Here is a 23,822-nt window from a genome sequence, read left to right on the forward strand (position 1 = left end):
AGCCGAAGAAACGAGGACGGCCGAAAAAGGAGCCACAGGAACAGAAACCGAAGTGTCCGAGAGGACGTCCACGGAAGAATCCCTGATCTGTCGTTACTCTATAGTACGGCAGATTGGGAAACCTTTATTTGAATGAAAACCGGAATTTCGCGGATTTTAATCAACTTGTTACTGAGGCTTATCTGGAAACGGTACGGCGTTCTATCTTGGTGGAAAAAACTGATGTTTCTGCGCGACCGATATGGCGACGACAGTCAGCCGTTTACTCTGAATATGCATATGAACCACGGGATTTACATTACTCTGCCAGATAGAAAGGTGCAGATGTACGACCGCGACTCTGATACTTATATGAAACCATTTATTGCATTTCGGTCTTTGTGTGAAAAGTGGATTGGGGACAGTAATGTGATGATTGCTGTTGAGAATACAGATGGTTTCCATGATTATGAGAAAAAGGCAGTCGATTACTTGCTGAAAAGCCCAAAATTCGGATTGACATGGGATGTTGGGCATTCAAAGACAATCGGTGAGAAAGATGTTCCATTTATTTTGGGACATAAGGCACATCTGATCCATTTTCATATACATGATGGGTCGGAAATGCCGCCAAGAAACCATCTGGCACTTGGTGACGGCGAGATTGACCTTATTGAAAGGCTGCGATTAGCAGAGACCAGGAATGCCAGATGCGTTCTCGAAACAAAGACTATTGAAGCATTAAGGCAATCCGTAAAATGGTTGAGTGAAAATGGTATGCAGGAGAAGTGGTAATGGCATCGAGTAAAGAATATCTGAATTTTATATTGGAGCAACTTTCCAAATTGGATGATATCTTTTATCGGGCGATGATGGGAGAATACATCATTTACTATCGCGGAAAGATTGTCGGCGGCATTTACGATGACCGCTTTCTCGTGAAGCCTGCTAAATCCGCTGTTGCGAAGATGCCGGAAGCGAATCTGGAACTTCCGTATGAAGGGGCGAAGGAAATGCTGCTCGTGGATGATGTGGATAACAAGGAGTTCCTGCGGGAATTACTGGAAGCAATGTATGAGGAGCTTTCTGCTGTGAAGAAAAAGAAGGGTTAAGAATATGCATTTTGGATTTTCTCCGATTTCAATATAAAACCGTGGTCAAGCTGGATGTGGTGGTTGATTGTATCTTTTTTATTGATGGTGCTTTATGAGATTTATTGGATTAGATATTTCAAAAGCGAAAAAACCATGGAAGACTTCTATAGCAGCATACTGGGAATGCCGGTGGCAGGAGCAACGCTTCCGGTTATGGCGTTTCTGCTGTTAGCTGTTTATGGAAAAAACATCCTGCTTGGAGTTGCGGTCTTGATTCTTGGAATCGGATATATTGGCATCCATCTGATGCACAAACAGGAGCTTGAATCATGATGTAGAGAACAGGGAGCTCCTGCGTGAATTACCGAAAGCGATGTATTCCGGCTGCGAAGGAATAAAGAAGACAGATTAAGGCTCCCGCAGCGCCATTACAGGCGGAGAGGAATCTGGAAAAGGAAAAGCAAAAATGAATGTAAAATTGGTAAAGTGGGCACAAGAGATTAAGCCTGAACTTGTAAGGATTTGCAACGACGTTGATCGCTCCTGGCTGTCTGACCGATTACCCTGTCCATATACAGAGGAATCGGCTGACTGGTGGTTGGGGATGGTATCTGAGCATGATGGGAAAGACGGTGTTTTTCGAGCGATTGTGGCTGATGGCAAAATTGTCGGAAATATCTCAGTCGAGCAGAAATCAGATGTCTACTGCAAGGACGGAGAGATTGGGTATCTGCTCTTGACAGATTGCTGGTCAAAGGGAATTATGACAGAAGCTGTTCGCCAGATTTGTGCCGTAGCCTTTTCAGAATTGGATATCATCCGCATCACAGGGCTTGTGTATGCTCCGAATGTGGCATCACAGAGAGTGCTGGAGAAAAATAGCTTTACATGGGAAGGTATACAGAAGAAAGCGGTTTATAAAAATGGGCAGATTTATGATCTATTCCTATATGCGAAGTTAAAGTAAAATAGGTTTTCTGTACTCAACCAGCGGTAGAGTTGCCGGAAATCAACCTGCGATTTGTGTGAAAATATGACGATGCCGGCTATGCTTGAGCCACGAAAGGAGGCGCCCGATATGGATCAAATCAAAATCGGAAAATTCATAGCATCCTGCAGGAAGAAACAGGGTATGACTCAGGCTGTCCTTGCTGAGAAGCTCGGAATCAGTGACCGGGCGATATCAAAATGGGAGACCGGAAAGTCTATGCCGGATTCCGGGATTATGCTGGCGTTGTGTAAGCTTCTGAAAATTAATGTCAACGAGCTCCTGTCGGGCGAAAGAATCATGGCAGAATCATATGATAAACGGGCAGAAGAAAATCTTCTGGCAATGAGGCGAGAGGTCGAAGAAAAGAACCGGCAGATGCTTAGGACGGAATGCTGGATTGCGTTTCCGGCTGTTACTGCCGGACTGGTCATGGTGTTTGTTGCGTCATTCATAGAAATGCCCACGTGGTTAAGAATGGCACTAATTACATTCTCCCTTGTGATGATTTTCGCAGTTGCTTTTATCGCAGTTGGTATCGAGCAGAAAGCCGGATACTATGAATGCCAGTATTGCCATCACAGATACGTGCCAACTTACTGGCAAGTAAATCTGGCTATGCATACTATGAGGTGCTTACAATGGAAGCATTGGAATGGAGATTAAGCTTTGGTATTACTTTCGGCGTGACATTTGCTATTGTTAGATACTTTATCTCGAGAAGAAAGAAATAGATCAACTGGAATATGGCTCTGGTGAAACGGAAGCATGACATTATCGAGCGGGAGAACGACAACAAACCCAAGTCCGACGGCAGCAGGCGGCCGGGATGTCTGGAGGAGAAAGCAGAAGCAATTGAAAATGCAGTGAGATATTTTCAGATGACACGCACGGCATATGATGACCTATGCCGGATGTTGATGCCGGATGTCTGGATGGTGAATTAATTCTCATAAGAAAGAGCTTACAATAAATCCGGCGTTGTTTTTCTTATATAGGATTCCAATGATTCAAGGTCCACCATGGCGTTGATGACACCGGGTTTTGCAATACAGAAACCAGCGGCATAGTTGGCGATCTGTACAGCCTTGTCGACGGAGTAGTTTCTGGCAAGATAGGCAGCGAGTGCAGCGATGAAGGCGTCAGCGCCGCCGGTGGTGTCAACCGCATGGAAGGGAGATGCACGATAGTAGCATGCTTTGTAGGCTGTCTTGACGTAGCACCCTGCACTGCCGAGGGTAATGATGACGTTTGGGATGCCCATCTGGAAGAAATAATCGGCCTGTTCTTCCGTTGTGTTGGAATTTGGACACAGAATCGAGGCTTCCTTACGGTTCGGGATGAAGTAGTCCAACAAACGGTAGAGTTTTTCCGGAAGATTATTCATGGCGGCAGGCTTCAGCATAGTGATAAGTCCATGCGATTTGGAGATGGATGCTGTGGCAATCACTGTTTCGATCGGAATCTCAGAAGAAATCAGGCAGTAACCGGCATGATTGAAGGCGTGATGTGCCTCGCGAATGAGTTCCGGGGAGACAAAAGCGTTGGCGCCGGGCTGAACGGCGATGGCGCTTTCGCCATTCTGGATGGTATAGATGCAGGCCCTTCCAGTTACGGAACCCTTGATCTTCTTGATGCAGGAGGTTGAGACATTCTCTTTCTCCAGCTGGTCAAGAATGAAGGAGCCGTCTGTATCATCTCCGACAGCGCTGACCAGAGATACTTGTCTGCCGAGACGGGCGACGCCGACTGCCTGATTGGCCCCTTTACCGCCCAGAGAAAGAGATAAACGATCCACAGTAATTGTTTTTCCGAGTTGTGGCGGAGAGGTTACACGGAAAGTTTCATCCCGATTTATACTGCCAACAACCAGTATGACCCCGGAACGCATGGAGGGAGGGGGAGCGATACTTTCTTTGTTATCAAAAAACTGATTCATTACAGGATCCGTGCAGATGTTGTGAGACAGTGTACCCTCCGCTTGCCCGATGATCTTGTCTGCAACCTGCTTTCCGAATAAACGATACGGGATATGAAGACAGGATATCCTGGGATAAGAGACTTCCTCTCTTGCATCATTCTTGAGGCTGACAATAGAAAAATCAGCAGGTACATAGTAATGCAGTTTCTCCAGTTGTTCATAAAGCCGGATGCTGGCGGAGAAATGAGAACAAACAGCGCCGGTGAAGCGGTTAGTCAGAATCACGGAATAACTATTCGGATCATCCTCGTAGAGTACCATCTGATTCCGGAAAGGGATCTGATGGTCATAAAGACATGCCTTGAAGCCGGCAAGGACCAGTGACGAACGCAGATTATTGCGGACAAGGACAGCGCAGAGCTGCTTATGTCGGTTCTGGATCAGCTCTTCAGTAAGTGTGTATCCCATCGACTGAAAGTCAATATGCTCCGATTCTTCTGTGAGAGAATTGATCAGCTGGCAGGGAATGTGCTGTTCCCGGACATAGGAGACCGTCTTATCAATATTGGCGGACACGGGTTCCCAAAGAATTCCACTGACATGAAGCTGGCAGGCACGGACGATATTACGGAATTCCAGATTGGGGTCATCCTCACTGTTAAAGAGGAGAATGGAATAGCCGCGCGCTTCAGAACATGTCACAATACCGTGGACAAATGTGCTGCTTGGAACAGTTGACCGGAGAATGACGGCAATAAGAAAAGGATTGGGCGTCAGGCCTTCACGGATTTTGGAATAGGGTGTGTAATTGAACTTGCGAATCAGATCCATGACCCGTTTGCGCGTCTCCGGACTGATGTGCTCATCTTTACCATTGGCGATTTTTGAAACCGTCGTGATGGAAACATTCGCCATATCTGCAATTTCTTTAATCGTCATATCGACTCCTTCCTCCCCGGATTTGCGAAGGAAAGGGAAAATGTTAATCTGGACACATTTGCATTGAGAAAAGCAATCATATTGTATAATAAAACACTTTCCCAAACTGTTACAAATGATGAAAATAACGAAGAAATCTTGTTTGCTTTCGGATGAGCTGCTAACATTATGCCATAGAAAAGGACTTTCCCCAAGTATTTTACCAATTAATATTTACAAAAAATGTCGAAATGGAGAAGACCAGAAGAAGTTTCTGGGAAGGCGACAAGAAAGGCATCCAGGGAAGAAGATATGAAGAAAATTCTTGTCATAGGCAGCCTGAATATGGACATGCGAATCGGCCTGCACAAAATACCCGTTGTGGGGGAGACTGTTCTTGGGAATTCTCTGGTTTATACGCCAGGTGGAAAGGGGGCAAATCAGGCGTGTGCTGCAGGGAAGCTGGGCAGGGAGACGGTTATGCTGGGCAGCATTGGAGATGACAACGCCGGCAGACAGCTTAAGGAAAGCCTGGAAAAGAGTTCCGTTGATACCCGTTTCCTGAGGATCAGCAAACGCAATGGAACAGGAACAGCGGTGATCTATGTGGACACCGAAGGAAACAATTCGATCGTTGTCTATACTGGAGCCAACAATGATTGTGATGTGGAATACCTGAAGGAAAACGATAAGCTGTTTCGGGAGTGTGAGTATATCATCCTTCAGATGGAAATCCCCCGCGATGCGGTTGCTTACGCAGTGAGGCGTGGGCGGGAGCTGTCAAAGGTGGTCATTCTGAATCCTGCGCCAGCACCGGAGAGAATGCCGGAAGGGATCTATCCAAACGTTGATTATCTCACGCCGAATGAAACGGAATTAATCAAGCTGGCTGGATTCGAGGAGGTTACAGAAGAGAACATCAGAACCGGAGCGCATATTTTGACAGAACGCGGAGTCAGAAATGTATTAGTCACGCTGGGAGATAAGGGGTGCTGCTGGTTCCATGATGGCAAAGAGGAGGTGGTTGACGCGGTAAAAGTAAGGGCAATTGATACGACGGCGGCAGGTGATTGTTTCAACGGAGCATTTGCGGTAGCTCTTTCTGAAGGAATGGATGTGATGCAGGCAATCCGCTTTGCCAATATAGCATCATCGATCACTGTGACAAGGGAAGGTGCACAGGAGGCCATACCGGACAGGAAAAGCGTGGACCAAAGGACAATGGACGTTGCAGGAGGGTAATTTTAAAACAATGTAATTGGGAGGGAATTTCATGAAAGGTATGAAGAGGACATTAGCAGTTGTACTTAGTACAGGGATGGTGTTATCGCTTGCGGCCTGTGGATCGTCCGGTTCAGGCTCCGGACAGGCTTCCCCGGAAAACTCATCGGCTGCGGAAACAACCGAAGCGGCGGCTGAGTCTGCTGCTGGTGTATCATCTGACAGCGGCGAGAAGACCAAAATTGTTATTTCCTATTATCTTGCCGATGATAATCAGGTGGCTGTGCGGCATAAATATCTGGACGATCCTTTGGCAGAAGCATTTCCAAACGATGACATCGAAATCAAAATGTATACGGACCGCCAGAGTCTGCAGATTGAGGTGGCTGGTGGCGGTGGCCCTGACATTCTGGATCTTGATGGACCGACTGACGTAGCAGAATTTGCCAAAGCAAACCGCGTGCTTCCATTGGATGATTACGCAGAACAATATGGTTGGGCAGGCATGTTCTATGACTGGGCTTATGACAGCTGCTTCTATGATGGTAAGCTCTATTCACTGCCAACCTCATTTGAAGGCATGGTTATTTATTACAATATGGATGTGTTTGAGAAGGAAGGCTGGGAGAAACCAAAGACGAAGGAGGAACTGGAGGCGCTCTGTAAGACAGCCAGGGATGCAGGATATATTCCCATCGCATTCGGTAATTCCGATTATCAAGGGGCGGTTGACTGGCTGTATTCCACTTTTACAAGCTGCTATGGCGGCGGTGTATCTGCAGTGAAGGAAGCACTGGCTGGCGACGGACATTATACGGATGACGGCATTAGGGAATCCTTTGAGATTATGGACACTTGGTGGGACAATGGATGGCTGGGTGATAATGCTTCACAGTCAGTCACTACGACCGACATGGTAGCGTTCTTCACGGAAGGCCGCGCGCCAATGATGATCGATGGGACATGGGCGTCCAGTCAGCTGCTTGCAACTTATCCGGACTGCAACTGGGATTCTGAGATGATGCCGGACGACGGAGTGAATGGACAGATTCTTCCGTTTGCCACCGGGGGGGGGTATGCCATCAACGCCGCTTCTGAAAATGCAGATGAAGCGGCAAAGATTTTGAACTGGATCTTTACCTCATCGGATCGGCATTATGCTTCGATTAATGAGGCAAGCTATCAGCCTTATCCGCTGAAGGACTTTGATATTACGAAGCTGGAGGGAATGGATTCCAAGCTTTATGACCAGTACAAGCTCCTCATGGATGCGCAGACCAACAATCAGATCGGATACTGCTCCTGGACCTTTTATCCGTCGGATATGAGAGTCTATATGAATGAAAATGTGGATGGATTGTTCTTGAAGACGTTGTCTCTGGATGATTTCCTCAGTGAATGTGACGGGTATCTGCAGAAAGCAAAGGAGGAGGGTACAGTTCCTACATTGCCATAATGCGGCAAACCAGTGTAGTCAAATGTAACAGTTCATAAAAGTCAGAGGGTGCGGGTGGCATGGGCAGACCGTGTCACCCGCCTTTCATAAAGGCAGGGGGTATCAATTTGAGAAGAACGAACAGTACCGCGCTGAAACAGGCAGGGGGAACATCCCGCTATACAAAGGAACATATTGTCCCTTATCTCTTTGTGCTTCCTGCTTTTCTTCTCCACCTTGCGGTTGTCTTCATCCCGTCACTGAGTACATTTGTCATGGCACTCTTTGACTGGAATGGAATGGGCGCGGCAAAATTTATCGGATTTCAGAACTTTGTGAAAATTTTTCATGACAAGCAGGTGAGCCTCGCCATCATTCATAATATGAAATGGCTCGGTATCTTCATTACCGTTCCGATCATCCTGGGTTTCTCTATCTCCCTGCTTGTCAGCCGGTTGGGAAGAACGCAGATGCTCTTCCGGACGATCTATTTTATTCCATATGTAATCTCGGCAGCAGTTGCAGGCAAAATCTGGACGGCTCTGATGAATCCCTACTATGGAGTAAACGAGGTCTTCGCCAAGCTTGGCTGGGCCAAATTGTCCAAGGTTCTCTGGCTGGGTGAGCCCAAAATAGCTCTCTATGCAGTGGCCTTTGTTGATAACTGGCACTGGTGGGGCTTCATTATGATCCTTTTCCTGAGTGCCCTTCAACAGGTCGATCCCACGCTTTATGAGGCGGCGCGGGTGGATGGAGCAACGCGCTGGCAGGAGATCATCCATGTGGCTGTTCCCGGGGTTCGTTCCACAATCGCCTTTATTCTGATCACGACGATTATGTGGTCGTTCCTGACTTTCGATTATGTCTACGTAATGACAAACGGAGGACCGGCGAATGCAACGGAAGTAATGGCGACCTATATTTACAAGAATGCTTTTGTTCAATATCGGGCAGGCTACGCTAATGCCCTGTGCGTGATTCAGAGCGCCATCTGCGTGGGCCTGTATTTTTTCCAGAAATGGGTCAGCAAAAAGGGAGGACTTGAAGATGACTAAACTTCATCGCAGGAAAAAGTTTACTGTTGGAAAATTCCTCTGCTATGTCTATCTGGTCATAATGGCATTATTTGCACTGTTACCGCTTCTACAGGTTCTGTTCAATTCATTCCGGACGGACCGCGAGGTGAAGACCATGCCAATTGGGTTACCACTTCGCTGGACCTTTGAGAACTATCCGGATACCTGGCAGATTGGTGGATATCTGCAGGCTTATGGGAATAGTCTGTTGATTGCTGCTGTAGTGATTATGATTGACTTGACTATAATCGGGCTGGGATCCTACGCTCTCAGCAAGCTTCGCTTTAAAATGAGGGGCTTTTTGAATGCCTATTTCTTTGTGGCGCTTTCTATCCCGGGTTTTCTCTATATTATTCCTGACTATTTCGTCATGAACAAGATCGGGCTGGTGAATACGAGGACTAGCCTGATCATCATGTACTCTGCCATGAACATACCGTTGAATATGCTTTTGATGAAGACATTCCTTGCCGGAATTCCCCGGGAACTGGAAGAGGCGGCCAAGATCGATGGCTGCAGTGAGCTGCAGAGTCTTATCAATATCACGATCCCGATTGCAAAGCCTATGTTCCTTACCATCACGATCCTGATCTTCGTCAATGCGTGGAATGAGTTCCTCTGGTCCAATACATTCATCACATCGGAGAATCTCAAGCCGGTGGCGACCCGGTTCATCAAGTTTACCGGACAGTATGGGAGCAACATGGCAAGAATTTACACCGCGAGTGTGATCACGATTGCACCGGTTGTCGCGCTCTACCTGTGCTTCAGTCAAAAATTCATCGAAGGAATGACCAGCGGGTCGGTCAAGGGCTGATCCGCCTGTGCCCTTTTTAGAAATGGAGAAAAATATGAAGACAGAATACATTGAGAAAATATATGCAGGCTGGCTGGCCAAGATTATCGGCATTCGTGCAGGAGCACCGGTGGAAGGCTGGACCTATGAGAAAATTAAGAATATTTATGGTGAATTGAAAGGGTATCCAGCCGATTATAAAACCTTTGCCGCGGATGATGACAGCAATGGGCCGCTGTTCTTCCTGCGGGGACTGGAGGATTCCGGCCATACGGTGGATGGCGGAAAGGGTATGGTTGCCCAGGATGTGGGAAACGCCCTGCTGAATTATGCACCGTTTGAGCACGGATTCTTCTGGTGGGGCGGCTACGGAATTTCGACGGAACACACAGCGTATTTGAATCTGAGGAATGGGATCAGTGCACCTCGAAGCGGAAGCATTGAGCAGAATGGTGCCGCAGTCGCCGAGCAGATCGGCGGGCAGATTTTTATTGATACATGGGGACTGGTCGCGCCGGGAAATCCTGACCTTGCTGCCAGATTTGCCCGGGAGGCAGCTGGTGTTACGCATGATGGCAACGGTGTTTATGGAGGAATTTTTGTTGCTGCGGCGATCAGCTATGCATTTGAAGAAACGAATATTCGTAATATCATCGAAAAAGGTCTGTCCTATATTCCGAGAAACTGCGAGTATACAAGGGCAGTTCGGGCTGTCATGGCTTTCTATGATGAGCATCCTGGCAGTACATGGGAGGACTGTTTTTCTTATGTAAAAGCAAACTGGGGCTATGACCGCTATCCGGGGAACTGCCATATCATCCCGAACATTTGCGTCATGGTTCTGGCGCTGCTCTATGGTGAGGGCGATTTTACAAAAACGCTGCTGATCGGATGCATGTGCGGCTGGGATACCGACTGTAACGTGGGTAATATCGCTGCGATCATGGGGGTGCGCGGAGGGATTGACTGCATTGATTATTACATCTTCCGTGAGCCGGTCAATGATTTCCTGGCCTGTTCGAGTGTCATTGGCTCTCTTAATATCATGGACATCCCCTATGGAGCTCTTTATATTACAAAGCTTGCTTATGAGCTTGCTGGTGAAGTGGCACCGGAGCCATGGAAGGATATTATGGAGGAGCATATTGACAGTTGTCACTTCGAGTTCCCGGGATCAACCCACGCGATCAGAGTTCGAATTGGCAGTCATTCTCCTTCGGTACCGGAGAATAATCGTCACACATATATTGAGAATTCCACCGAGACAGCAGCCAGTGGCAGTCGTTCTCTGAAATTTACTGTCACGCCGGTCGAACCAGGTGAGGACATATTTGTCTATAAAAAGACATATTATTATCCGGGAGATTTTACTGACAGCCGCTATGATCCCTGCTTCTCGCCGCTGGTCTATCCTGGACAGACGATTCATGGCAGCGCCTATATTCCGGAATACAGTCAGGATGCAAGTGCCAGTCTTTATGTCCATGACGGATATTCCGGCAAAATCTTTGAAGGGGAGCATATTGATATCGAAAAAGGAAAATGGGCCGTTTTGTCTTACCGGCTCCCCGCAATGGAGGATGTGCTGATTGATGAAATCGGTGTTGCTTTCCATATCAAAGGGAGGCATAAAGAATTTTTTGACTACACCGGCTTTATCGATGACTTATATGCAGATGGTCAGCAGACTTATGCCTATAACATGGCTGCCGCAAGTGAGGATTTCTGGAATGGTCTGCACCGAGAGATCAGCCAGTTCACCAGGCTGAAGGGATTGATGTATCTTGCAGACAGGGAACTTCATCTTTCCTGCGCAGACTTTGCGGAATGCTATACGGGTCGTTACGATTGGAAGGATTACCGGGTTCAATTCACCATTACTCCGCATACAGGCGAATTCCACATGGTGAATTTCCGGGTGCAGGGTGCAATTCGTTCCTATGCAGTAGGGCTGCTTCCAGGCAACAAAGTAGCAATTCTGAAGAATGAGAATGGTTACCGGGTTTTGACAGAGGCATTAAGTTACTGGAGAAAGGAGGCGCCGGTAACAATTGATGTAACGGTGAAAGGAGATGTGATCCGGGCGTCGGTCAATGGAGCGCAGTTGGAATATGTTGACAATGATCGCCCGTATCTGACCGGGCAAATCGGGATTTCGGTGCGGGATGGGAGTCATGTCAGTCTGAGTCGGATCAGCGTCTTAGAAGCGTGAAGCAGGAGGGTGGAATATGAATATTATTGGATTGGGTACACTTGCAATGGATGTTCTGATCAGAGTGGATGAGCTTCCCGGGGAAGATGGCTTCTGCATTATTAAGAGTTCTACGGTAAAGCCAGGTGGAAGCGGGACCAATGTCATTGTCCAATGCGCAAGACTTGGAGCTGATACCGGCTTTATCGGGGCGATTGGCGATGATGACATCGGCAGGAATGTTCTGAAGAGCCTGCAGGATGAGAACGTTGACGTCGGAGGGATGGTTGTTCAGAAAGGAATGACTACACTGCACACGAATATTGTGATTGATGATTCCGGTGCCAAGTTCATCATGCTTAATATGGGGGACGCCTTTGGCTCTCTGAAAGACGGAGACATCAATTACAACATGATTGATTCTTCCAAGGTATTCTACACGGATTTGTTTCCCTATAACCGAGCGCTGGCTGCCTTGAAATATGCGAAGAAAAAAGGCATCCACACCGTCTTCAACATGCAGGTTGGTATGGGGACATTTGAGGGAATGGGGGTCACCAGAGAAGACATTCTGGATTGCCTCCAATATGTTGATGTCTTTGCTCCATGCAGGGAAGGCCTCTTCCAGATTACAGGGACCGATGATCTGGACCAATGCAAAACCATGCTCCGTCGCTATTGTAAGGGCGTACTGATCTTCACTCTGGGGCGCAAAGGATCATCAGCCTATAATGAGGAAGATAAGAAATACACGGCAGAAGCGGTCAGTGTTGGGGAAGTGATTGACACGACGGGGGCCGGAGACTCATACATCGGCTCATTCATGGTCGCTTATTACCTGAGGGGTTACGATCTGGGAAAAGCCATGCACTTTGCCTCTGTTTGCGCTGGTTATACCTGTACTGGACTTGGAGCGAGGTACAGTCCTGCAGCGGATAAGGCTGATGCACTGTTCGGAGAGGTATAAATCAGCTTTCCGGTTAAAATGAGCCTTTAGGATATTTACCTCCGCCGATGCCTGCATTCATTGGAGCTTTGTCGGGCTATGGCGGAGGGCTTTTGCCGGAGGATATTGACATGAAGGATGAGGACAGGAGAGTACGCGTCAGGAACGCTCTGATTGGCATTGCTTATGGAGATTCGTTCGGTATGCCGGTTGAAATGTGGGACACTGTTACAATCAGGTCCAAAGTGGGGAAAGTTGAAGGCCTTCAGAGTGGGTGTCCGGATAATCCGATATCCAGCAAACTCAAACGCGGTATGGTCACAGATGACACGATGAACAGTCTGATTGTAACAGATGTTCTTGCAAAGAATCATGGAACCGTTGATGCGAAACTCTTTATTGAGGAACTGAGACGATGGATTGCCACTTCCGAGAACAGTGCGTCGATTGTCGGACCGAGTACGCGGCGGGCGATGGAACTGATTGACCAGGGCGTCCCCATGGAAGAAAGTGGTGCCAGGGGGACAACAAATGGCGGAGCGATGAAGATTCTGCCAGTCGGCCTTGTTAACGGGTTGAATGGTGCGATTAATCCTGACAAACTGATACATGATGTCGTTGAGCTCTGCAGGCCGACCCATTATACTTCTGGCGCAATCTCAGCCGCCTGTGCCATTGCAGGTGGCGGCGCGTTGGCCATTACCGGCATTGATGATGTCAATCGGATCTTCGATTATATGAAAGAGATGGCAGACAGGGGAGCTCGTTGTGGGATGCAGTGGGGAGGACCTTCGGTTTCGGCAAGAATGGAGCTGGGCAGATATTTTGCCAACCATTTTCAAAGAACAGAGGCACTTGATCTTCTTTATCGGATTATTGGTACGTCTGTCGTTTCCGAACAGAGTATTCCTGCAGCTGTGGTCATATTCTATATGTCGAAAGGTGATCCGTACGAGTGTGCCAGGATGTGTGCCAATATTGGAGGGGACACTGATACAATGGCAGCAATGGCCTGCGGCATTTGCGGAGCGATGTCCGATGATCCGGTGTTATTTGGAGATGAGGATGTTTCTCTGTTGGAGCAGGTAAATGATATTGATTTCGAAGCGTGGACGGATAAGATTCTGTCCTGCAGGTGAAGGTAATTAAATCCGACAATCGTATTACACCGTCTGCATATCGAAAAAAAGGGAGGCGAAGGATAATGGATTTTGCTGTATATGAATTTCCCTTTGGACTCTTAAAAATCGGATATAAGGGGGATTCTGTAATTTTTCTGAAAAAGATTGATGAAATGAGTGATTATGGACAAAAGGGGAATTAGAAGTGTGAGAATACAGCGATGAATGATAAATTTTGCAATTTGTATCCAAAGTATTGCACAGGCAGGACTCCCGTATGGAAGAGACGTCTATGATAAAGAGCGGTATGAGGAGCTAAGAAATATTGCCGCTGAAATGATTTGCATCCAATACGGAAAAGGAAGTCAGAGAAGAAACGGGTTTCATTGTATCGGCCGAAAAACTGATTGCTGTTCAGGATTGGCGAAAGCATAATGTTACAAATTATCGATGAAGCGAAAGGGGAGAATGTCTGATACAAAACCGGTATGAATTGTATTTTTGGGGTTGAAGGTTAGCTAATCCTAACAGAGGAAAGAAATAGATTACCGAAACAATTGTCTTTGCTGGCATGGGCTTCTGGATGCCAGGGCAGGAATAAACATACGAGGGGAATGAAAGGAAATGGAGATAAAAACAGATGATAAAGAACACCTGCCGCTGTACGGACCGGGGCCCGTATACGTTGGGATCATCATTGGACTGACGTTAGTGGCTACCCTTTGTCGGAATCTTCCTGCGTTCACTAAGGGAAGAATATCGTCTCTCAGGGTTCCGCTTGCTGTGGCTGGGGTGCTCCTGATTGGTCTTGGGATATTCTTGTGGATACAGGCGGTAATCGTGGCGAAGGTCGACGATGGCATCAAAGAAAACCGGCTGGTAACGACAGGCATTTACGCATGGGTGCGGAATCCGATCTACTCGGCTTTTTCGATACTTTGTACAGGCGTATTACTTACCAGTGGTAATGTATTCTTCCTTACTCTTCCATTTCTCTATTGGCTGTTCCTGACAGTCCTTATGAAGGGGACCGAGGAGAAGTGGCTGAGAAACCTCTACGGGCAGGAGTATGAAGATTACTGCAAATGTGTCAACCGCTGTATTCCGTGGTTTCCAAAAGGACGGTGAAGCATGTGATGGTGATGCCTTTGCCCGGATACGATGAAGAACAGCCGGGAGATTATACCAGCGCCCCACAGATTGCGGCGGAACCGGAGGGCTTGCTGCCCTTTACCCGGAGAAGCTGGCAAGTGAGATAGAAAATCTTATGGAGGAGAAGGTATGAAAAAACTGACATCGAGAAAAAAGATCCTGCTTGGCGTATGGGGGATGGTTCTGTTTATAATGGGAGACTACCTGCTGGGGCTTGGAACAATCGGGACTTCGTCTGAGCCGGATGCGCTGTATGGAATGATGTGGAATGTGGCTCCAGACTGGCGGTATGCAGGGTCATCGCTTCTGGGTTTTGCAGGAACAACACTCTTTGCCGTAGCAGCAGTCGAACTGCTGAAAGTCATGGAGACGAAGTATGGTCTTAGCGGCTCAAAACTTTATCAGTTCTTTAAGACGGCAAACTGGGGAGGTATTCTGTATTTTGCGTTCATCCATATCATTATGAGCGTGCTGCCTGTTGTATTTAATGCAGGAATGGAGGCAACTGGTGATATGTCGACATCCGCCGCTATGGTTATACGGGTGACAAAGAGTATCGCCGTTCCGCTCCTGGCCGGTTTTCTCATTTGTGATGGATTTGTGGCGATTGGCTGGATAGGTCTGGTGCTGCAGGGCAAGCTTCCGCTTCCGAAAATCGCCCTGATTTGCAATCCCGTGGTAATCGCTCTGCTTGGTCAAAGCATGAATCTGATTGCGGAAGGACTGGACTCCGGCTTTGAATCCTTTGGCTGGCTGCTGATGTATCTGGTGTGTGCGTTGAAACTGGTCGGGCAAGAGGAACGGGTATGAAACACCATTGAAGAATAGCGGGATGCACATCCTTGCTGCCATCATGGCATAGCAGAATTTTGTCATCTGATTGGATTAAAAATATCTGAATGGATTATAAAGTATGAAAAAGCGGTGGTATAGTATATTGCGAGGTTAGCCAAATCTAACTAAAATATACAGAAAGGGTCACTGCAATGAATACCAAAACAGAGAAACTTAACGGGAGAGACCTTATCAACATTTGTCTACGATGTACGGAATCGTGTGCGGAATTCCGTTCATGCTTTTTCTGACGAAAGTGAAGAAACCGGGCATGATTCTGATCATGAGCCTTATCATGGGGATCATGATGTTTGTGACCGGCATGACATGGATGCCGATCCCGTTCTCTATTCTTACAGGTATTATGGCGGAACTGGTCTACCGCAGCGGCAAGTATCAGAGCATGAAAGCTGCGGTGCTGACAGCCGGAGTATTTCCGTTATGGGCCTGCGGCAACTATCTGCCCCTGTTCCTGCAAAGGGAGCGGTATTTTGCGGACCGGGCGAGCTACGGGCAGGAATACATCGATGCTGTCATGCGCATGACACCGAACGGGATGTTCTTTGTGCTGCTCGTCATCACCTTTATCGGCGGAATGATCGGCGGGCTGCTCGGTAAAACACTCCTGAAAAAGCACTTCAAGAAAGCGGGAATTGCCTGATGTCACGAATGGTGCCCGGTGGCGGGGAGAAAGGCCTGGACCCAAGGACCAAATTGCTCCTCGTGTTTGTAGAAGCTGCCTTGGTGCTTGCCGTCATGGGCGGAGATCGACTTTTCTGGTTTAGGCTGGCGTTCACGATTCTGCCTTTTTTGCTGCTTATCGCGGCAAAGCGATATAAAACCTGTTTGGCAGGGCTTGCAGTCCTTACGGCGACCATACTCCTGCAGATATACGTTTTTCCATATTCACAAGGCATTATTGCTGCATTTCTTCGTGTCCTCGTTACGCTGATTACACGTTTTCTCCCGGCGTATATGATGGGGGCTTATGTGATCCGCACAACGAAGGTGAGCGAGTTCAAGGCGGCAATGGAGCGTATGCATGTACCGGACACGCTGACAATCCCCATGTGCGTCATGTTTCGCTTCTTTCCCACGGTGAAAGAGGAATGGGACTCCATCCGTGCGGCGATGAGAATGCGCGGAATAGGTCTTCGCGGGGGGGGAAAGCAGGACAGATGCTGGAATATCGCCTTGTTCCGATGATTTCATGCAGTGCGAAGATTGGTGAGGAACTGTCGGCAGCGGCACTCACAAGAGGGCTTGGAATATCCCAAAAGCGGACAAATATCTGCCGGATTGGGTTCGGGGCGGCTGATTATTTGATTTTCTTGTTCGTGATGATCACTATTGTTTGGTGGATCATGGGGTGGCGGCTTGATTTCATTTGAAAATGTTTCTTTTACATATGCCGCGAATCCCGAAGAGAAGAACCTTTCGGACATCTCGCTTACGATAAACGACGGGGAATGTGTGCTCTTTACAGGTCCGTCCGGATGTGGAAAGTCTACCCTTCTGAGGCTTCTCAACGGGCTGATTCCGGAATTTTACGATGGAGTGCGCTGCGGGACGATTCGCATCGACGGACAGGAGATCACAGACAATGGGATCTATGACTTTGTCGGCAGGATCGGAACGGTCTTTCAGAATCCTCGTTCCCAGTTCTTTAATGTGGATACCACAAGCGAACTGGCTTTCGGCTGCGAGAATCTGGCGTTTCCGGAAGAAGAGATTCTTGATCGCATTGAGAAAACGGTCAGCCGTTTTCACATTAAAAATCTGATGGACAGGAGCATCTTTGAGCTCTCCGGCGGTGAAAAGCAAAAGATTGCCTGTGGCTCTGTGGATGTTCTCGCACCCGATATCATCCTGCTCGATGAGCCATCGGCCAATCTGGACTACGAGAGTACTTTAGGCTTAAGGGACGTGATCCGGGAATGGAAAAGGAGCGGAAAGACGATCCTGATTGCAGAGCATCGGATGGGGTACGTCTGGGAGCTTGCGGACAAGATCGTTATTCTTGGCGAAGGACGTACCCGGCGGGTGCTGAATGGTGCAGAAAAGAAGAATTTCACTGAGGAAATGTGCGCAGGACTCGGGCTGCGCAGCACGGCGGAGGTTTCTCCTGCAGAACTGGCGAATCGTCTCGGATATGGAGCTGCAGGTAAAAATCCTGCGATTATCTTGAAGAACTTTTCTTATTCCTATTCCGACAAAAAAGAGGTCTTTCATATAGACGAGATGACCATTCCCAACGGAATCTGTGCGGGATGAGGTGCTTATCAGCATGAAAGAAAAGGATGAAAAACGGGCAGGAGAAATCCTGAGTGATGTGGGGCTTCTCACCTTTGCCGACCGGCATCCGATGTCACTCTCAGGAGGACAGAAGCAGCGTCTTGCCATTGCCTGCGGCGTGGCATCGGAAAGCGAGATACTGCTTCTCGATGAACCGACCAGCGGTCTCGACCTCACCAATATGCAGGCAGTCGCAGCGATTTTGAACAGGCTGAAAGAAGAAGGTCGAACCATCATCACAGTCACGCATGACAGTGAGTTTATCGAGTGCGTGTGTGACGGCGTAATTCAAATGCAGGAGGTGAGCTGATGGAAGAAAAGTCAATCTGGGAAGATTTTATACACTTCGGGGAGATTGGAGAGTTCCGTCTGATTGCCGATTCTGAGGATTGCATCGTATTACGGGTGGAGAACGATACCGGTGAAGGCGACATGATCATCTACCCCGTATTTGATGGCATCTATCTGATGTATAACGACTTTCATATGGCACATTATGATTCGATGTATCAGGCCGCGGAGACTGTTCTGGCGGTGGACTACTGCCGCGAAGGGAGTCTCATCATGGAGTGCGATAACGGCTTTTATCAGATGAAGAAATCTGGAAATGTCTGCGTTGATTCCCGTGTACATCACAAAGGAGTAGCAAGATTCCCTGCCAGCCATTTTCACGGAATTACCATTGGCTTCGAGTCTCCGATTGCGGAAAAGGCACTGACGAAAGAAGCACCCGGAATTGAAATTGATCTTATGACGGTCAGGGACAAGTACTGTGGAAAAGACGGTTTTTCCATCTTAAAGGATAATGAAACGCTCCGCCGCATTTTCACTGATCTGTATCAGGTGCCGGAACGTGCGAGACAGAATTATTTCCGCACAAAGATACTGGAGCTTTTGGTGTGCCTCTCTGCATTAGAGAAATCCGGTACAAAAGAAGAACATACTTATTTCTATCGGGATCAGGTGGAGAAGACGACTGTAGCCATGAAACTCATGACGGAGGATCTGAGACAAAGCTATACGATTGAGAAATTGTCAGACCGCTTTGGACTTTCTGCTACTGCTTTAAAAGACTGCTTCAAAAGTATGTACGGGAAACCGATTTATACATGGCTGAAGGAGTATCGAATACAGACGGCCTGTGAGCTTCTGATGACGCAGCCGGAGAAAAGCATCGGAGACATCGCTTTTGAGGTCGGGTACGACAGCGCGGGTAAATTCTCCGGTGCATTTAAGAAAATCTGCGGCATGACGCCGAAAGAATATAGAAATCAACCGTATTGAAGGAGATGGGGCTAAATGGGCGGACAAACCAGGGGAAACAGTCTCCTGCATTATATTCTCAAGTTTGCAGGAGACAGCAAATCAAAATACATAAAAAGTATCATTTACGCTGTGATCGGCGTCATCTGCTCCATGATCCCCTATTTCATTATGGGGAGAATAGTAAAGCAGCTTCTGTTTGGTGAGAGGGCCTTCCGTTTGTTCCTGCAGGAGGGGCTGTGGATGACGCTGTTCTTTATTTTAAGGATTGTGTTCCACACGCTGTCCACGAGCACATCTCATAAAACCACATTTGCATTGATTGGGAAAATTCGCACCGAACTTTGTGAAAAGCTGGCAAAGTTGCCGCTTGGGACGGTGCTTGATATACCGTCCGGTGCGCTTAAAAATATTCTGGTGGAGCGGGTGGATTCTATTGAACCGACTCTGGCACATGTTGTGCCAGAGTTTACGGCGAATATTCTTGCGCCCGTTATCATGTTTGTGTACCTTTTGACGATTGACTGGCGTATGGCTCTATTGTCACTGGCGACGCTGCCGATTGCGATGATCTGTATGATGTGGATGTTTAAGGACTACGAAAGCAGATTTCGCAGAACGCAGGAAACTACAAAAACGCTCAATGACACGGCGGTGGAATACATTGGTGGGATTGAAGTTATTAAAGCCTTTGGAAAGGCAGAGAGCTCCTACGCTCGGTTTGTGAATGCAGCGAAAGATAATGCAGACAGCTTTATAGACTGGATGAGATCCTGCATTATTCCATATACAGTTGCTATGACGGCAGCTCCTGCTACGCTGCTTTCGGTTCTTCCTATCGGTGCGATTTTTGTCATGCACGGGTCTCTCGCGCTCGCCGACTATGTAATGATACTTATCCTGTCTTGTGGTCTGATTACGCCGCTGATCACTGTGATGAGTTATAACGACGATATTGGAAAGGCAACATCCATTTTCGGAGATATTGACGATGTACTGGAACTGCCAGAGCTTGTGAGACCGGAAAAGAGCAAGGGGAGACCAAAAGACAGCAGTATCGTCCTTTCTCATGTTCGATTTGGATATAAGGATACAGAGGTGCTGCATGGAATTGACCTGACCATACCGGAGGGGACGGTGACTGCTCTGGTCGGGCCATCAGGCAGCGGAAAATCGACAATTGCAAGGCTGATCGCTTCTCTTTGGGATGTGAATTCCGGAAGCATCACACTGGGCGGCATGGATATCCGGGAGTTATCCATTCCCGACTACAATAAGCAGGTGGCCTATGTGTCTCAGGACACCTTCCTTTTCAACACTACCATCAGGGAGAATATCCGTATGGGGAAGCCTGATGCGGCTGATGCGCAAGTTGAACAGATCGCAAGGGACAGTGGCTGTTATGACTTTATCATGGAGCTTGAAAACGGCTTTGACACGGTTGTCGGAGGCAGCGGTGTACATCTGTCCGGCGGAGAGCGGCAGCGCGTCTCCATCGCCCGCGCCATGATGAAGAACGCGCCGGTACTCATCCTTGATGAAGCGACAGCTTATACTGATCCTGAGAATGAAGCTGTTATCCAGCGGTCGGTTGCAAGACTGGCAAAAGGCAGGACGTTGATCGTGATCGCCCATCGCCTGTCAACGATCGTGGATTCCGATCAGATTGTGGTCGTAAAAGACGGCCGAATCGAAGAAAAAGGCACACATACAGAGCTTCTCACAAACAGTAAGCTCTATCGGAATATGTGGGAGGCGCACATCAGCGCCAGAGATACTGCGGAGGAAGGAGGTGTTCCCCTGTGATCGGCACATTGAAGAAATTCTTCGATTTCTGCACCAAAGAGCATCGTCGGATGTTCTATCATACGCTGGTACTTGGTGTTCTGATCGGTGTCTGTGAGGCACTGAAGTTTCCGGCGATCGGATTGATCCTGCAAGGGTTTCTCTCTGACACCATGTCAGAAAAGACGGTTCTTCTGGGGTTCCTGATGATACTTTCCTATGTCATCATCGAGTCATTCCTCAGATCCCGTCAGACGATGCTCCAGTGCTGTGCGGGATACGGAGAATGTGCAAATAAGCGCATTGAGATTGCCGAGCATCTGCGCTTTCTGCCGATGGGCTATTTTAACAACACCAGTATTGGTGAGATTACTTCCGTGACAACCAATACGATGGAGCAGCTCGGTGATACCGCTACCCGTGTTGTGATGCTGACAACGCAGGGCATCATCAATACCGTCATCATTGTTGCGCTGATTTTGATTTTTGACTGGAGGATTGGTCTGATTTCCATCGTTGGTATCGTCCTCTTTGCAGTGGTGAATACCATTATGCAGAGGGCAAATGAATCTTTGTCTGCAAGGAAGGTGGAAAACGACACGCGGCTTGTAGAAAACGTGCTGGAATACATCCAGGGCATTTCCGAGGTAAAATCCTACGGGCTGACCGGCCGGTCCAAAAAGAAGCTGAAAGACAGTATCGTAGAATCGTCGCACATGAATACGGCGCTGGAGATGGAGTCGAATCGATATATCCCTTTGCAAAACGCCATTATGAAGCTGACAGGTGTGGCAATTCTTCTTTTCTCAATCCGTTTTTATCTCGCCGGAACAATGGATATCATCACGGCGGTTATCATGATGATCATGGCGTTTCATGTCTTTGCCGGTCTGGAAACGATGGGTTCCTATTCCGCACTGCTCCGAATCGTGGATATCTGCGTGACGAGGGGACAGGAGATCCTGAATCTTCCACCGATGGATACACAGGGTGAAGCTGTTACGCCCGAAACCCATAATATCGAGGTAAGTGATATTGATTTCGCCTATGACAAGAAGAAAATCATAGACGGTGTATCACTGACGATTCCGCAACGAACGACTGTCGCATTTGTCGGTCCGTCCGGCGGAGGAAAGACAACGCTCTGCCATCTGATATCACGATTTTGGGATGTGGACAGCGGTGAGGTAAGGCTGGATGGAAAGAACGTAAAGGATTATTCCATGAATTCCCTCATGGAGAACTTCAGCTTTGTTTTTCAAAATGTGTATCTCTTCCATGACACGGTGGCTAACAATATCCGCTTTGGTCAGCCGGACGCACCAATGGAAGAAGTCATCGAAGCCGCCAAAAAGGCATGTTGTCACGATTTTATCATGGCACTCCCCGATGGGTATGAGACCATGATTGGGGAAAACGGAGCGTCTTTGTCCGGGGGAGAAAAACAGCGCGTTTCCATCGCCAGAGCCATTATGAAAGATGCCCCGGTAATCATCCTTGATGAGGCAACGGCCAATGTGGATCCGGAAAATGAGAAAGAACTGATGGATGCAATCAAGGCGCTGACAAAGGAAAAGACAATTCTGATGATCGCGCACAGGCTGAAAACCGTGCGGGAAGCAGATCAGATTTTCGTTGTGGATAAGGGCAGAATCGTACAGCGCGGGCCGCACGAGCAGCTCATCCGTGAGGATGGAATCTATCGCAGATTTGTTGATTCTCGAACACAAGCGATTGGGTGGAGAATTAAAAGCTTCTGTTGATGTCCGGCTTGAAGATGGCGCAGTATGGTTAACCCAGGCTCAGATTTGTCATTATGCAGAATCGGATTTATCATTTGAATCGGAATGATAAACGAGGAGAGGGGTGGTCATATGACCGGAAAACTGTGCTTTCAGGCAGCCGCAAAATTTTTGATCGGCCTGCTGATCATGATGCTGCTTTTGTTTTTCCCGGCGGGGACGCTGCGGTATTGGAACGGATGGCTTTTGATCGGCATTCTTTTCATTCCGATGCTGATTGCGGGCGCGGTGATGCTGCTGCGCCGTCCGGATTTGTTGAAAAAGAGACTGAATACAGAGGAAAAGGAGAAAGAGCAGAAAAAGGCCGTCGCGCTGAGCGCGGTGATGTTTGTGGCCGCGTTTGTCGTTGCCGGCCTGAATTTTCGATATGAATGGCTGCATATGCTGAAATGGATGATCTGTGCGGCAGTCGTGTTATTTGCGGCGGCATATCTGCTGTATGCAGAGGTGTTGCGCGAGAATGTCTACCTGTCGAGAACGGTGGAGGTGCAGGAAAATCAAAAAGTTATCGATACCGGTCTTTACGGAATCGTCCGGCACCCCATGTATTCTGCAACGCTGCTCCTGTTTCCCTCGATGGGACTGGTACTGGGATCTCCCGTTTCGTTTTTGATCTTTCTGCTCTATATCCCTATTATCGCAGGGAGAATAAAGAACGAGGAAAAAATACTCATGGAGGGACTTGAGGGCTACGCGGCGTATCGAAACAAGGTGAGATACAGGATAATCCCGGGAATCTGGTGATGCCGGCTCCGGATATCGGAAACTTTCCAAGGTGTTTTGCCGTTTGGATTGAATAATACTTTCCCAATCCGCCGTACTATAGAAAACGGCGAAATTGACTCGTTTTAGTGCCTGAACGCTGCGCGTTCGTGAGTAGTTCCAGATTCTATCCGCAAAGTTCCGCGACCGGTCAACACCATTGTCGAGGATAACGGCCGTGACGGACCAAACCGCTTCGCTGTCCGGGAACGGATCAGCACGAGGTACATCCCGGGAGGCAAT

Annotated in this window: 25 protein-coding genes; 24 read left to right on the forward strand and 1 reads right to left on the reverse strand. The window is 48.0% G+C overall.

Features of this window, described 5'->3' with window-relative positions; translation table 11 throughout:
• The first annotated feature begins 132 nt into the window (after window positions 1–132).
• The 5 genes from E0E20_RS12750 to E0E20_RS12770 all read left to right on the forward strand — a co-directional run bounded on the left by E0E20_RS12750 (window position 133) and on the right by E0E20_RS12770 (window position 2,727).
• Window positions 133–774 carry a sugar phosphate isomerase/epimerase family protein gene (locus tag E0E20_RS12750; protein ID WP_130838568.1) on the forward strand — a complete coding sequence of 214 codons (642 nt, stop codon included), beginning with the start codon at window positions 133–135 and terminating at the stop codon, window positions 772–774.
• The gene (locus tag E0E20_RS12755; RefSeq protein ID WP_130838569.1) at window positions 774–1,091 is read left to right on the forward strand and encodes a TfoX/Sxy family protein; all 318 of its coding nucleotides are present in this window, start codon (window positions 774–776) and stop codon (window positions 1,089–1,091) included. Before E0E20_RS12750 ends, E0E20_RS12755 begins: the two co-directional genes overlap by 1 nt.
• 63 nt (window positions 1,092–1,154) lie before the next feature.
• Window positions 1,155–1,406, forward strand: coding sequence for a hypothetical protein (locus tag E0E20_RS12760; RefSeq protein WP_130838570.1), 252 nt, complete (start codon window positions 1,155–1,157; stop codon window positions 1,404–1,406).
• A 133-nt stretch (window positions 1,407–1,539) separates the two neighbouring features.
• Complete coding sequence (locus E0E20_RS12765; protein WP_130838571.1) at window positions 1,540–2,040, forward strand: GNAT family N-acetyltransferase; 501 nt, start codon at window positions 1,540–1,542, stop codon at window positions 2,038–2,040.
• Between the two features lie 111 nt (window positions 2,041–2,151).
• Window positions 2,152–2,727: a helix-turn-helix domain-containing protein gene (locus E0E20_RS12770; protein WP_130838572.1), complete on the forward strand. Its 576-nt coding sequence runs from the start codon at window positions 2,152–2,154 to the stop codon at window positions 2,725–2,727.
• Window positions 2,728–3,025: 298 nt separating this feature from the next.
• On the opposite strand, the gene E0E20_RS12780 is transcribed toward E0E20_RS12770, so the two are convergent.
• Window positions 3,026–4,921 (reverse strand): PfkB family carbohydrate kinase, encoded by a 1,896-nt coding sequence (locus tag E0E20_RS12780; RefSeq protein ID WP_130838573.1) that lies wholly within the window; start codon window positions 4,919–4,921, stop codon window positions 3,026–3,028.
• A 291-nt stretch (window positions 4,922–5,212) separates the two neighbouring features.
• Between E0E20_RS12780 and rbsK the strand changes: the two genes are divergently transcribed.
• The 19 genes from rbsK to E0E20_RS12870 all read left to right on the forward strand — a co-directional run bounded on the left by rbsK (window position 5,213) and on the right by E0E20_RS12870 (window position 23,561).
• Window positions 5,213–6,142 carry a ribokinase gene (gene rbsK, locus E0E20_RS12785; RefSeq protein WP_130838574.1) on the forward strand — a complete coding sequence of 310 codons (930 nt, stop codon included), beginning with the start codon at window positions 5,213–5,215 and terminating at the stop codon, window positions 6,140–6,142.
• Between the two features lie 31 nt (window positions 6,143–6,173).
• Entirely contained in the window at window positions 6,174–7,577 is a 1,404-nt protein-coding gene (locus E0E20_RS12790) for an ABC transporter substrate-binding protein (RefSeq protein ID WP_130838575.1), read from the forward strand.
• A 107-nt stretch (window positions 7,578–7,684) separates the two neighbouring features.
• Window positions 7,685–8,611 carry a carbohydrate ABC transporter permease gene (locus tag E0E20_RS12795; RefSeq protein WP_165444106.1) on the forward strand — a complete coding sequence of 309 codons (927 nt, stop codon included), beginning with the start codon at window positions 7,685–7,687 and terminating at the stop codon, window positions 8,609–8,611.
• Window positions 8,604–9,449, forward strand: coding sequence for a carbohydrate ABC transporter permease (locus tag E0E20_RS12800; RefSeq protein WP_130838577.1), 846 nt, complete (start codon window positions 8,604–8,606; stop codon window positions 9,447–9,449). Before E0E20_RS12795 ends, E0E20_RS12800 begins: the two co-directional genes overlap by 8 nt.
• A 34-nt stretch (window positions 9,450–9,483) precedes the next feature.
• Window positions 9,484–11,640, forward strand: a complete 2,157-nt coding sequence (locus tag E0E20_RS12805) for an ADP-ribosylglycohydrolase family protein (protein ID WP_130838578.1) — start codon at window positions 9,484–9,486, stop codon at window positions 11,638–11,640.
• Between the two features lie 16 nt (window positions 11,641–11,656).
• A complete protein-coding gene (locus tag E0E20_RS12810) occupies window positions 11,657–12,586 on the forward strand; it encodes a carbohydrate kinase family protein (protein ID WP_130838579.1) in 930 nt (309 codons plus the stop codon).
• Between the two features lie 110 nt (window positions 12,587–12,696).
• Window positions 12,697–13,704 (forward strand): ADP-ribosylglycohydrolase family protein, encoded by a 1,008-nt coding sequence (locus E0E20_RS12815; RefSeq protein WP_165444107.1) that lies wholly within the window; start codon window positions 12,697–12,699, stop codon window positions 13,702–13,704.
• A gap of 207 nt (window positions 13,705–13,911) precedes the next feature.
• Window positions 13,912–14,121: an NUDIX hydrolase N-terminal domain-containing protein gene (locus E0E20_RS14670; RefSeq protein ID WP_242622796.1), complete on the forward strand. Its 210-nt coding sequence runs from the start codon at window positions 13,912–13,914 to the stop codon at window positions 14,119–14,121.
• A 189-nt stretch (window positions 14,122–14,310) separates the two neighbouring features.
• Window positions 14,311–14,814 carry a methyltransferase family protein gene (locus E0E20_RS12825; RefSeq protein ID WP_130838581.1) on the forward strand — a complete coding sequence of 168 codons (504 nt, stop codon included), beginning with the start codon at window positions 14,311–14,313 and terminating at the stop codon, window positions 14,812–14,814.
• A gap of 153 nt (window positions 14,815–14,967) precedes the next feature.
• Entirely contained in the window at window positions 14,968–15,648 is a 681-nt protein-coding gene (locus E0E20_RS12830; protein ID WP_130838582.1) for a DUF6796 family protein, read from the forward strand.
• 232 nt (window positions 15,649–15,880) lie between these two features.
• Complete coding sequence (locus E0E20_RS12835; RefSeq protein ID WP_130838589.1) at window positions 15,881–16,333, forward strand: MptD family putative ECF transporter S component; 453 nt, start codon at window positions 15,881–15,883, stop codon at window positions 16,331–16,333.
• Window positions 16,333–16,878: an energy-coupling factor transporter transmembrane component T gene (locus tag E0E20_RS12840; RefSeq protein WP_242622797.1), complete on the forward strand. Its 546-nt coding sequence runs from the start codon at window positions 16,333–16,335 to the stop codon at window positions 16,876–16,878. The genes E0E20_RS12835 and E0E20_RS12840 overlap by 1 nt, the downstream gene beginning before the upstream one ends.
• On the forward strand, window positions 16,851–17,063 hold the full coding sequence (locus tag E0E20_RS14305) for an energy-coupling factor transporter transmembrane protein EcfT (protein WP_242622798.1): 213 nt from the start codon (window positions 16,851–16,853) through the stop codon (window positions 17,061–17,063). The genes E0E20_RS12840 and E0E20_RS14305 overlap by 28 nt, the downstream gene beginning before the upstream one ends.
• Window positions 17,050–17,946, forward strand: coding sequence for an ABC transporter ATP-binding protein (locus E0E20_RS12845; protein ID WP_165444108.1), 897 nt, complete (start codon window positions 17,050–17,052; stop codon window positions 17,944–17,946). Before E0E20_RS14305 ends, E0E20_RS12845 begins: the two co-directional genes overlap by 14 nt.
• Before the next feature lie 13 nt (window positions 17,947–17,959).
• A complete protein-coding gene (locus tag E0E20_RS12850; RefSeq protein WP_130838584.1) occupies window positions 17,960–18,277 on the forward strand; it encodes an ATP-binding cassette domain-containing protein in 318 nt (105 codons plus the stop codon).
• A complete protein-coding gene (locus tag E0E20_RS12855) occupies window positions 18,277–19,251 on the forward strand; it encodes a helix-turn-helix domain-containing protein (RefSeq protein WP_130838585.1) in 975 nt (324 codons plus the stop codon). Before E0E20_RS12850 ends, E0E20_RS12855 begins: the two co-directional genes overlap by 1 nt.
• A gap of 15 nt (window positions 19,252–19,266) precedes the next feature.
• Window positions 19,267–21,036: an ABC transporter ATP-binding protein gene (locus E0E20_RS12860; RefSeq protein WP_130838586.1), complete on the forward strand. Its 1,770-nt coding sequence runs from the start codon at window positions 19,267–19,269 to the stop codon at window positions 21,034–21,036.
• Window positions 21,033–22,778, forward strand: coding sequence for an ABC transporter ATP-binding protein (locus E0E20_RS12865; RefSeq protein WP_130838587.1), 1,746 nt, complete (start codon window positions 21,033–21,035; stop codon window positions 22,776–22,778). The genes E0E20_RS12860 and E0E20_RS12865 overlap by 4 nt, the downstream gene beginning before the upstream one ends.
• A gap of 111 nt (window positions 22,779–22,889) precedes the next feature.
• Window positions 22,890–23,561, forward strand: a complete 672-nt coding sequence (locus E0E20_RS12870) for a methyltransferase family protein (RefSeq protein ID WP_130838588.1) — start codon at window positions 22,890–22,892, stop codon at window positions 23,559–23,561.
• Window positions 23,562–23,822: the final 261 nt, after the last annotated feature.

Origin of the sequence: Lachnoclostridium sp. Marseille-P6806 (assembly GCF_900625025.1) — a bacterium.
GTDB lineage: Bacteria > Bacillota > Clostridia > Lachnospirales > Lachnospiraceae > CAG-791.